The organism is Paenibacillus sacheonensis (assembly GCF_009909195.1).
In the GTDB taxonomy this organism is placed as follows: Bacteria; Bacillota; Bacilli; order Paenibacillales; family Paenibacillaceae; genus Paenibacillus_Z; species Paenibacillus_Z sacheonensis.
Genome location: NZ_JAAAMU010000013.1, coordinates 190,603 through 201,328 on the forward strand (window position 1 = coordinate 190,603; position 10,726 = coordinate 201,328).

Consider the following 10,726-nt stretch of genomic DNA (forward strand, 5'->3'; position numbering starts at 1 on the left):
AGGGAGGCAAGCGGGATGGCGGAAGATCAATCGAATACGCGGAGCCCCGAGGACGGATCTGCGCCGGACGGCCAAGGCAGCCCGCATCCTGATGGCGGGCAGGAGGCGGAGAAGGATGCGGCCGCAGATGCTGCCATCGGCCCTGTGGGTGCCGCTCCCCAGTGGCGCGATTTCTATCGCGCCATCCGGGATGCCGTTTCGGACATGCGTTCAGGTAAATAAGACTTCATGACATTTCTTTCGCAGCTTACTTTTCTTTATAATAGGGGAGGGGAAACCTTCCCTATTTTTAGTTGCTATCGAATAGAGACCGGAACGTATCCGTTACGGATACTTTGAATCCGGTTTCAAACCAAAGGAGCTGTGAGAGTCAATGAAGTACACGTACTTAGGTCGTTCAGGCTTGAAGGTCAGCCGTCTTTGCTTGGGCACGATGAATTTCGGCGTCGACACGGAAGAGAGCGAAGCATTCAAGATTATGGACGCGGCGCTTGACGCGGGCATCAACTTCTTCGATACAGCCAATATTTACGGATGGGGCGAGAATTCGGGCCGCACCGAAGAGATTATAGGCCGCTGGTTCAAGCAGGGCGGAGGGCGCCGCGAACGTACGGTGCTGGCGACGAAATTCTACGGCGACATGAGTACCAAGACGGATGGCCCGAACGGCGGAGGCGGCCTGTCCGCTTACAAGATGCGTCGTCACCTGGAAGCTTCCCTGGAGCGGCTTCAAACGGATCATATCGAGCTGTACCAGATGCACCACGTGGATCGCAATGTCAGCTGGGACGAGCTGTGGAGCGCATTCCAATCGGCGCAGGCGCAAGGCAAGATCGGTTATGTCGGCGCAAGCAACTTCGCGGGCTGGGATCTGGCCGTCGCGCAAGGGGAAGCCAAATCGCGCGGCATACTCGGTCTCGTTTCCGAACAGCATAAATATAACCTGCTCTGCCGTTTGCCGGAATTGGAAGTGCTGCCCGCAGCGCAAGGCCTCGGCATTGGCGTCATTCCATGGAGCCCGCTGGACGGCGGCCTGCTGGCGGGCAACTTGAACCGCGGCGGCGGCGGCAAGCGCAGCGGCGACACGTCGCGCCGGGACAAACACGCCGAGCAGCTGGACGCTTACGCGAAGCTGTGCGACGAGCTCGAAGAACGCGAGGATGTCGTCTCGCTGGCTTGGCTGCTCGCTAATCCTGCCGTAACCGCGCCGATCATCGGCGTGCGGACGCTGGAGCAGTTCGAACGCTCCCTGCGCGCCGTCGAGGTGGAGCTGGATTCGGCGACGCTTGCCCGGATCGACGAGATCTTCCCAGGGCCGGGCGGAGAAGCGCCTCGCGCCTACGCCTGGTAAGCAATTCGATCCGCATGAAGTGAATGAACCCGACATCATGGCTATTATTCTCTGATTGAAAAACGCTGCCCACAGGATATTTACCTCCTGTGGGTCGTTTATTATTCCCCTCTTTGCATCTCCGTCGAAAATTCGCCCCTGCCCGTCGTAATTTCGACCTCCTGTCTTCTTCCTTCACCTTCTATAATTCAAAGTGTAAGGAACGCCTTTAACCCAACATCACCAAATCAGGAGGTCTCTTCATGAACAAGAGCTTGGCAGTCGCCGTTACGACATTGATGTCGGCATCGCTGGTTCTCTCTGCTTGCGGTTCCTCGAACGGCAATTCGAACAATACCGACAACGCGAACGGAAACGCGTCGACGAATACAACGAACGATACAGCGGCGAATGCGCCTTCGAATACGGAACCTGCGAACGAGCCGGTGGCCAAGGACGTAACCTTGTCGCTCCGCCACACGCAAATCAAGGAAACGAGCAAGGTGCGCTTGAAGATCCTGCAGGACGTCGTCGCGAAGACGGAGCAGGAAAACCCCGGACTCAAAATCAATCTGGAAGGCATCGACGAGGTCGTCAACCGCGACCAGAAGCTGAAGGCGGAGATGGCGGCGGGCAATCCGCCGGATATGTTCGAAGTGTTCGGCGGCGCCGACCTGAGCTTATACGTGAAGGCGGGCCGCATGCTCGACCTGACGCCGATCATCGAGGAGCTGGGCATCCAGGACAAATTCGCCAGCCTGGACGAATTCACCATCGACGGCAACGTATACGGTCTGCCTTTCGGGGGCTACAGCGAAGGCGTCTTCTATAATAAGAAAATGTTCGCGGACATGGGCCTCGCGCCGCCGAAGACGTTCGACGAGCTGCTGACGCTGGCCGACGCGATCAAGGCGAAAGGCAAAACGCCGTTCGCGCTCGCCGCGAAGGATGCCTGGGTGAACGGCATGCTCTGGAATACCGTCATGGAGCGCCATGTCGGCATCAAGGGGTTCGAAGGGCTGGTAACGGGCGAGACCAAGTGGACGGATCCCGACTTCGTGGCCGGCTTCGCGGATTACGCCAAGCTGGTAGACAACGACTACTTTACCAAAGGCGCGCTCGGATTGGCCTACGCGGAGCAAGGAGCGAAGTTCCTCAAAGGGGATGCGGCCATGGTCTTCACGGGGACGTGGGACGCGAACCGTTTCACGGGCGACGAAGCCGGCGATCTCAGGGGCAGCGTCGGTTACTTCTCCTTCCCGTCCATCGCCGGCGGCAAAGGCGATCAAACGTCCATCAATGCCAGCTATTCCAACGGCTTCGGTTTCTCGTCCAACCTGACGGACGACCAGAAGGCGATGGTGAAGGCGTTCATCAAGAACTTCTTTAACGAAGCGATCCAGAAGCGCACGCTGCTCGAAGACAAAGTACTGCCGTCCATGAAGCTGTCCGACCTGTCCGGCGTGGATCCGCTTATTTCCGAAGTGCTGCAGGTCATGGCCAATGCCTCGTCTTCCTGGAAAGCATTCGACGCGATCGTACAGCCGAGCGTGGGCGCGGACGTAGGCGTCGGCCTGCAGGAGCTGATCGGCAAAGTGAAGAAGCCGGATGCGGTGGCGAAGCAAATCCAGGCTTCCCAGGATAAGGCGAACAAACAATAATAATGGACCATGTCCGCCCATTGCCAAAAATAAACGAGAGGGTGCCCTGCCGAACAAGGCATCCTCTTTCGTATGCAGACCAGTTCGCCTGGCGCGGCCCGTTTCGGCATCCTTGCTTCGATCAGCCCCTATTCAGGAGGTCCCTTTATGAAACCAGCGCTCCGCAATCCATGGACCTATATCGCCTTCGTCGTTCCGACTTTGCTGCTCTATTCCCTGTTTTTCGTCTACCCTGTCATCGTTTCTTTCATTTATGGCTTGTATCGATGGGACGGCGTGTCAGCGAAGGCGTTCATCGGCATCGACAATTTTACGCGCCTGCTGGATGACGCCACGTTCCTCAAGTCGCTTGGCAACAATATCTATTTCATGGCTTTCTCGCTTATCGTCAACATCCCGCTCGTGTTCCTGATTTCGATCGCGATCAGCAAGGTCAGGCGCATGCGCGGCTTCTATAAATCGGCCGTGTTCATTCCCGTCGTTATCTCGACGGCCACCGTTGCGATTCTGTTCGGGGTCCTCTACGACTACGATTCCGGGCTGTTCAATCAAGCGCTGCGCGCCGTCGGCGGCGAGAGCTGGGCCCGGGAGTGGCTGTCCAATCCGCATCTTGCGATGCTCTCCATCCTGATCGCGAACGCCTGGCAGAACATCGGCTTCTTCATCGTGCTGTGCCTCGCCGCGATTCTGAACATTCCGAAGGAAATCGGCGAAGCTGCCAAGATCGACGGGGTCGACGGGTGGAACGAAACCCGGTTCGTTACCTTGCCGCTCGTCCGGCCTATTCTGTTCGTCATGCTGCTCCTGACCGTATCCGGGACGCTGAAGGTGCTCGATATCGTCCAAATCATGACGAACGGCGGGCCGTTCCAGTCCACGGAGGTCATGTCCACCTATATGCTGAAGGTCGGCTTCCGCTCCATGGAACTCGGATACGGCAGCGCGATCGGAGTCGCCATGTTCATCATCACCATGGCGATGACAGGCATTTTGCATCGGATATCGAGGACGGAGGAGGTGCATTTCTGATGGACCGCATGCTGCAAACGAACGCCTCCGCACGCACAGGTACCACGGGCGGCGGGTCAGGTTTGAACGGCCGTATCCGGCGCGGTCAGTTGCCGATGCATCTGCTCTTATGGGCCTACGTTATCGTTACGTTGTTTCCGCTCGTATGGCTGCTATTGTCTTCGTTCAAGACCAACCGGGAGATCACGGTCAATACATGGGCGCCGCCGTCACGGATTAACTTCAGCAATTACAAGGCCGCCTGGGAGAGCGCCCATATCGGCAGCTATGCGGTGAATAGTCTCTACGTGACGTTGGCCGCCTGCCTGCTGACCTTGCTGTTATCGTCGGCAACGGCATTCGCGCTCTCTCGGATGAGATACAAGGGGCTCAGCAAGAACATTTTCGCCTTTATTCTTATTGGACTCATCGTGCCGCCGAGCGCGGTGTTTATTCCCCTCTATCAATTGGTGACGGACCTTCATTTAATGAATACGCTTCGCTCGCTCATTTTGGTATACTGCACCTATGCGCTGCCGATTACCATCTTCATCCTTCATGCCTTCATGCAGTCCATTCCGCGGGAATTGGAGGAAGCGGGCATCATGGACGGCTTGGGCGCGGCGGGGCTTTTCGCCAGAATCATCCTTCCGGTCACGGTGCCGGCGCTCGTCACGGTGTTCATTCTGGCCTTCATCGGCAATTGGAACGAATATATTTTTTCCCAGCTTTTCGTGACGACGGAGTCGCTGCGCACGCTGCCGACGGGGATGGCGACCTTCAACGACGGCTACCGGACGAACTTCTCTTCGCTTTCCGCAGCCGTTATCATCAGCATCCTCCCGGTGCTGGCCGTGTATATGTTCCTGCAGCGCCAAATTATCGACGGCATGACCGCGGGCAGCGTCAAGGGCTGATTCCCTCCCGGCCCAAGAAGCCGCGCGTTTGCGGCAGCAGGCACGATCGTCAGGATAGACCGCACTTTGTACAAGGAGCCCTCCGATTATGAATCTGCGCCCCAAGCTGCTGCTAGCCTTCATTACGTTGATCGTCCTGCCGCTGATCGGGCTCGGGATCGCGTCGTTCTTGAAATCGGAGCATCTGCTGGAGAAGAAATACGGCGAGCAGACCGAGATTACGCTGAAGGCCGTCGGCGGCAACATCCGCTACTTTTTCCGGGAGCTCGATCAACTCTCCGATTCCAGCGTGACGAATCCAAGCGTGCAGGAAGCCTTGCGAAGCTCCCGAGCGTCCGTCAACGATGCCAGCAGGCTGATCGCCATCAGCCAATACGAGAAGTCGCTGGGCAAAATCCTGTTTCAGAACCCGGCGCTCAGCATGGTCGTGTTGTATGGCAAGGACGGAACGATGTTTCGCTCTTACCGGAATGATCCCACGACGTTCAAGCCGATTCCCTACGATTTGCTGCAGGGTCACTCCGTCTATCCCGACATCATGCGGCTGGCCGGCCGGCCGCTCTGGCTCGGACCCTACGAGCAGCCGGAACTGACCGGAACCGGCGCGGCTCTGTTCACGCAGATGCGTCTCGTCAAGGACGTCGACACGTTGAACGATTCCGGCATCATGGTCACCCAGATCAAGTCGGACGAAGTCGACAACATGCTCCAGGACTTTACGCTGACCGGAGAGCTGCAGACGCAGACGAGGTATCTCATTATCGATCGGGACGGCTTGGTCATGATGGACAGCCGGCACGAGCTGGACGGCCGCCTGGTCGAGGACGAGACGAAGCTGGATCTGCAGGCGACCGAGCGTTATGCCAGTTACCACGGGCTGTTCGGTCGAGAGGACTCGCTGATTTCCGCGTACAACCTCGACCGGAGCGGCTGGGTCCTCGTCTCCGTGAAATCCTGGCAGTCGCTTACGAGCGAGAACGTTCGCTTCCTGCAATGGATCGGCGGCATTACGCTGCTGTGCTTGATTTCCGCCGTATTGTTCAATATCTTCTTCGTCAGCCGCGTCGCGAAGGCGATCATCCGCGTCGTCCGCAAGATGCGTCTCGTCGAGCAAGGGGTGCTCGACACCCGCGTGCCCGCGACGGGCAAGGACGAGACCGTGCTGCTCGCGCGCAGCTTCAACAGCATGGTGGATACGATCGGCCGGCTGCTGTCCGAGGTCCGGACGGAGCAGGAGCGCAAGCAACGGGCGGAGATGATGCTCATGCAGGCCCAGATCAAGCCGCATTTTCTGTTTAATACGCTGGAATCGATCAATGCGCTGGCGGCTCAGAACGAAGGCGGCAAAATCATGGCAATGGTTCGGCGCTTGAGCATTTTGCTGCGAACGAGCATGCATCACTCCGAAATCATTACGATCCGCCAGGAAATCGAGCATGTGCGCAGCTACCTGGACATTCAGAAATACCGCTTCGAGGATGTGTTCAGCTACGAGCTCGACATTCCCGAGGAAGCGCTGGACGACACGATATTGAAGCTGACGCTGCAGCCGCTCGTGGAGAACAGCATCCAGCACGGCTTCGAAGGACTGCCGCATATGGGCATGATTCATATCGCGTTGGCGGTCGAGGAGAACGAGCTCGTATTCATGATTTCCGATAATGGCATCGGCATGGATGTCGTCGCGCTGAAGCGGATTAACGGGTTGTCGCGAATTCGGGAGCGCGGGTTGGATGCGGACGATGCGGTGCATGGAGAGCGCAGAGGACTGGGACTGCACAACGTCGCGGACCGGCTGCGCATTCATTACGGAGCGAGATACGGGCTGCGGCTCTGCTCCGCCGCGGGTCACGGAACGGTCATCCGAATCACAATACCGAGGCAGAGGTGAGTCTATGAACGGCAAAGTGCTGCTTGTCGACGACGAGCTTCATATCACGCGTAATTTGGAGAAGGTCATCCCGTGGAGCATGCTGGGATTGGAAATCACCGGTTCGGCGAAGAACGGCGTCGAAGCGTTGGAGCTGCTGGAGGCGGAGCCGGCGGATCTCGTCCTTTGCGATATCCGGATGCCCGTCATGGACGGCTTGGAGCTGGTGCGCAATATCCGCGAGCGCGGGATCCGCTGCGACGTTATCATGCTGTCGGGCTATCAGGACTTCTCGTATACGCGGTCGGCCATCCAGTACGGGGTTAAGGATTACATTCTGAAGCCGATTCCTTACGACGAGCTGACGGGCGTCATCGCGCGCGTCATGTCGGAACAGCGCAGCAAGCGGTCGCAGGACAGGGAGGATCGACGCAAGCTCCAACGGATCATCGATATGGCGAACGAGAAATTGATGTACGACGTCTTGATGGATTATACGGACCTGACGCCGGACCACTGGCTAATGGCAGGGCAGGAGCAGCTGATCGGCGAGCCGCAGTATTCGCTTATCGTGTTCGATATCGACGCGGGCTCCGCGGATGCCCGCGACTGGCGCGAATGGCCGGATAAAGAACGGAAGATATGGAATTTCGCCGTATGCAACGTTCTGCGGGAGACGCTGCATAACGAGGGGCTGCAGCATGCCGTCATCCAGATGCGCGACGGGGAATGGTCCGTGCTTCTCCAGCTGGGGCGAATGGATGAACTGCCTGTCCTGACGGAAGCGGAGCGGGAAGAGCGTCACGGGCTGCAGGTCGTGCGACGGACGGAGCAGCTGCTGGAAGCCGTGCTGCTGAATGCGAAGCTGCGGCTTCATGCAGGCATCTACCGGAAAGTCGCGGCGATGAACGAACTGTCCGAAGCGTACAAAACCGTACAGCGGGGCATGCAGCTGTCGACGGACCTCCAGCCGATCGCGCTTTACGGCAGCGAGCTGCCCTGCGTCTTCGAGGCCGGACGGACGCTGTGGGACATTGCGGAACGCCTGATCGGCGCGATGAAGCGCGGCGACGCTTCGGGCGTAGGCGTGGAACAGCGGCGCATCGCGGAGCAGCTGCGGCAGGCGGGCGGCGGCGCCGAGGGCAGGCTGAAGCCGCTGCTGCATTTTTTGGCGCTGCATTTGATGCGGGAGCTGAAGGAAGCGGATCTCCTCTCGCGGGCGCAGGAAGAAGCGTTGTGGCGCAAGATGGATTCGCGTTTCGGCGTGAAGGATCTGTTCGCCGCGATCCAGCAGGCTTCTAATGAAGGCGTCGCCCGCTCGACGGACAAACGAGGGCATTCGGAGCTGCAGATGGCGCAGGCGAAGCAATATATCGACCGTCATCTTTTCCGCGATCTCGGCGTGGAAGAAACCGCGACGTACGTGGGGCTCTCCACCTCGCATTTCAGCTTGCTGTTCAAAAGCGCCTATGGAGAAACGTTCATTGAATACGTGACGCGGCAGCGGATGGAAACCGCCAAGTCGCTGCTGGAGGAATCGAATAAGAGCGTCGCCCAGATCGCGAAGGAAGTCGGCTATTCGGAACGCCGCTATTTTACGAAGGTGTTCATGAAGTATGCCGGCCAGAATCCGACGGATTATCGGATGGCCTTGCAGGGTGTGGAAACGCCCGTGCAGGTCAATGATGAGCAAGACGAAGAACGATAGAAGCCGGTTGTTGCTAATATAGGCGCTCGGCATAATGACATTTACACAGGAGGTGGCGTGCTGACATGGTAGAGGCGTGGGGAAATTGGAGCTTGCGGGAGAAGATCGGCCAGCTGTTCGTGTTCGGGTTTCACGGGCATGAACCGTCCGGGGACATCGCTGCGTTGATTGGCGAATTCGGCGTGGGCGGCATCATCTATTTCACTCGCAATATCGACGACGCCGAACAGGTGCATGGTCTGACAACGGCCTTCATGAAAGCGGCCGCGGACGCAGGCCGTTATCCGATGTTCATCGCGGTCGATCAGGAGGGCGGCATGGTGTCGCGGCTCGTGAAAGGCGTGACGCTGATGCCGGGCAACATGGCGCTCGGCGCGGCGGGCGATTCCGGCGGCGTATTCGAGACGGCATCGATCTGCGGCGAACAGCTGCGCGCGCTCGGCATCAATTTGAATTTCGCTCCTTGCGTGGACGTGAATAACAATCCGGACAATCCCGTCATTAACGTCCGTTCGTACGGCGATAAGCCGGAAGTCGTCGGCGAGCTGGGGCTGGCAGCCGTTCGCGGCTATCAGCGCGCGGGAGTAAGCGCAACGGCCAAGCATTTTCCCGGACACGGGGATACGAGCGTGGATTCGCATCGCGATCTGCCTGTTCTGACGCATGATCGTGACCGGCTGGAAGCGGTAGAGCTTGTGCCTTTCAAGGCGATCGCGGGCGAAGCGGACATGGTCATGACCGCCCATGTATGCCTGCCGGCGATCGATCCGTCCGGCCTGCCTTCGACGCTGTCGGCGCCGGTGTTGACCGGCCTGCTTCGGGAAGAGCTCGACTACGGAGGGGTCATCGTGACGGACTGCCTGGAGATGAACGCGATCGATAAGTTCTACGGACCTGAACGCGGTGCTGTCCTGGCGCTTCAGGCGGGAGCGGATATGGTGCTCGTCTGTCATACCCCGAGCAAGCAGCGGGCCGCGATCGAAGCCGTTGCCGCCGCCGTGGAGCGGGGCGATCTGACGGAAGCGCGGATCGAAGCTTCGCTTGCGCGCATCATGAGCTTGAAAGCAAAACGCAAGGTGGGCGAACCGCTGCAGCCATGGGCAGAAGCTGCACCGAAGCTTCACACGCCGGAGCAGGCTGCGGCCGCAAGGCAATGGAGCGAAGCCTCGGTTACGCTCGTGAAGAACGAAGGCGGTTTATTGCCGTTGAAGCGTTCGGCGAAGACGTTGGTCTTATGGCCGTCCATCGTAACGGTGTCGGAGGCGGACGAGCTGCTGACGGATGACGGTACGCTCGGGGCGCGGCTGTCGATCCGCATGCTGGACGTAACGGAACGTCTTGTCGACGATGCGGATGCGCTTGAGGGACTGGAAGCGTTCGAGCAGATCGTCTACGTGAGCTATGATGCGGCGAAGCTTGATAACGAGCGGGATACGGCAAGGCGCCTAATGGCGTTAGCAGGGAACAGAACGATTGCGGTCTCGGTCCGCAATCCGCTGGATCTCCTCGTCTACCCTGAAGTATCGACCTTCCTCGCGCTATATGAATGCCGTCCGCTGGCGCTGGAGTCCGCGGCCCGCGCGCTTATCGGCGAAATCAAGCCGCAGGGCCGGCTGCCCTTGACGCTGTCGGAGCAATACCCGTACGGTTGGCGCTGGGAGGCGCAGCGATAGGGGAGTTGAACGATTCGGCTACGGATATCGATCGTATGCTTTCAATGGGCGGCAGATTCAGAGACTGCTCATTAAGATCGTACTCGTCGAGGGGCTGTTCATGCCAACGTGCATAATAGTCTCTTGTTTTTGAGTTGGCGTCTGGATGGTTAGACGGAACGACAACCATCTGTCAAATTTTAAAACTTGCAAGTCTATTCGCCAACATGGTATATTCTAATTCCGGTCGAGACGGACACGTCGAAACGGTGATCGAAATCGACACAAGTTTGAAAATAAAGCTTGCCAAGCGGTTTTGAAATATGATATATTCTAATTCCGGGCCGAGAGGCTTGGACGAAAAATGAGAACCATTTGTTCCTTGAAAACTGAACAATGAGCGACCTGTCAAAAGGTCTTAAATCGCGAAATTAACGTTTCGCAAGCTAGTATTTTGAATGAGCTACCAAGCGAATTCATCTAGGCGAATGCTGCATGTCCAACCTCGGTTGTGCACGCAAACCAATCGTCTTTTATGGAGAGTTTGATCCTGGCTCAGGACGAACGCTGGCGGCGTGCC

The 10,726-nt window shown here is 58.1% G+C and carries 8 protein-coding genes; all 8 read left to right on the forward strand.

Annotated elements, in window-relative coordinates:
- Positions 1 to 15 precede the first annotated feature (15 nt).
- The 8 genes from GT003_RS22485 (at position 16) to GT003_RS22520 (ending at position 10,167) form a co-directional block, all read left to right on the forward strand.
- Positions 16 to 222 (forward strand): hypothetical protein, encoded by a 207-nt coding sequence (locus GT003_RS22485; protein ID WP_161702070.1) that lies wholly within the window; start codon positions 16 to 18, stop codon positions 220 to 222.
- Positions 223 to 373: 151 nt separating this feature from the next.
- On the forward strand, positions 374 to 1,351 hold the full coding sequence (locus tag GT003_RS22490; RefSeq protein ID WP_161702072.1) for an aldo/keto reductase: 978 nt from the start codon (positions 374 to 376) through the stop codon (positions 1,349 to 1,351).
- 242 nt (positions 1,352 to 1,593) lie between these two features.
- A complete protein-coding gene (locus tag GT003_RS22495) occupies positions 1,594 to 2,991 on the forward strand; it encodes an extracellular solute-binding protein (protein WP_161702074.1) in 1,398 nt (465 codons plus the stop codon).
- Positions 2,992 to 3,138: 147 nt separating this feature from the next.
- Complete coding sequence (locus GT003_RS22500) at positions 3,139 to 4,020, forward strand: carbohydrate ABC transporter permease (RefSeq protein ID WP_161702076.1); 882 nt, start codon at positions 3,139 to 3,141, stop codon at positions 4,018 to 4,020.
- Positions 4,020 to 4,916, forward strand: coding sequence for a carbohydrate ABC transporter permease (locus tag GT003_RS22505; RefSeq protein ID WP_161702078.1), 897 nt, complete (start codon positions 4,020 to 4,022; stop codon positions 4,914 to 4,916). Before GT003_RS22500 ends, GT003_RS22505 begins: the two co-directional genes overlap by 1 nt.
- A gap of 88 nt (positions 4,917 to 5,004) precedes the next feature.
- A complete protein-coding gene (locus tag GT003_RS22510; RefSeq protein ID WP_161702080.1) occupies positions 5,005 to 6,807 on the forward strand; it encodes a sensor histidine kinase in 1,803 nt (600 codons plus the stop codon).
- 4 nt (positions 6,808 to 6,811) lie between these two features.
- Positions 6,812 to 8,494 carry a response regulator transcription factor gene (locus GT003_RS22515; RefSeq protein WP_161702082.1) on the forward strand — a complete coding sequence of 561 codons (1,683 nt, stop codon included), beginning with the start codon at positions 6,812 to 6,814 and terminating at the stop codon, positions 8,492 to 8,494.
- 65 nt (positions 8,495 to 8,559) lie between these two features.
- Positions 8,560 to 10,167, forward strand: coding sequence for a glycoside hydrolase family 3 protein (locus tag GT003_RS22520; RefSeq protein WP_161702084.1), 1,608 nt, complete (start codon positions 8,560 to 8,562; stop codon positions 10,165 to 10,167).
- Positions 10,168 to 10,726 lie beyond the last annotated feature (559 nt).

Excerpts from the sequence above, each read along its gene's own strand:
- GT003_RS22485 (WP_161702070.1), top strand. The coding sequence starts at position 16 with ATGGCGGAAGATCAATCGAATACGCGGAGCCCCGAGGACGGATCTGCG.
- GT003_RS22490 (WP_161702072.1), top strand. The coding sequence starts at position 374 with ATGAAGTACACGTACTTAGGTCGTTCAGGCTTGAAGGTCAGCCGTCTT.
- GT003_RS22495 (WP_161702074.1), top strand. The coding sequence starts at position 1,594 with ATGAACAAGAGCTTGGCAGTCGCCGTTACGACATTGATGTCGGCATCG.
- GT003_RS22500 (WP_161702076.1), top strand. The coding sequence starts at position 3,139 with ATGAAACCAGCGCTCCGCAATCCATGGACCTATATCGCCTTCGTCGTT.
- GT003_RS22505 (WP_161702078.1), top strand. The coding sequence starts at position 4,020 with ATGGACCGCATGCTGCAAACGAACGCCTCCGCACGCACAGGTACCACG.
- GT003_RS22510 (WP_161702080.1), top strand. The coding sequence starts at position 5,005 with ATGAATCTGCGCCCCAAGCTGCTGCTAGCCTTCATTACGTTGATCGTC.
- GT003_RS22515 (WP_161702082.1), top strand. The coding sequence starts at position 6,812 with ATGAACGGCAAAGTGCTGCTTGTCGACGACGAGCTTCATATCACGCGT.
- GT003_RS22520 (WP_161702084.1), top strand. The coding sequence starts at position 8,560 with ATGGTAGAGGCGTGGGGAAATTGGAGCTTGCGGGAGAAGATCGGCCAG.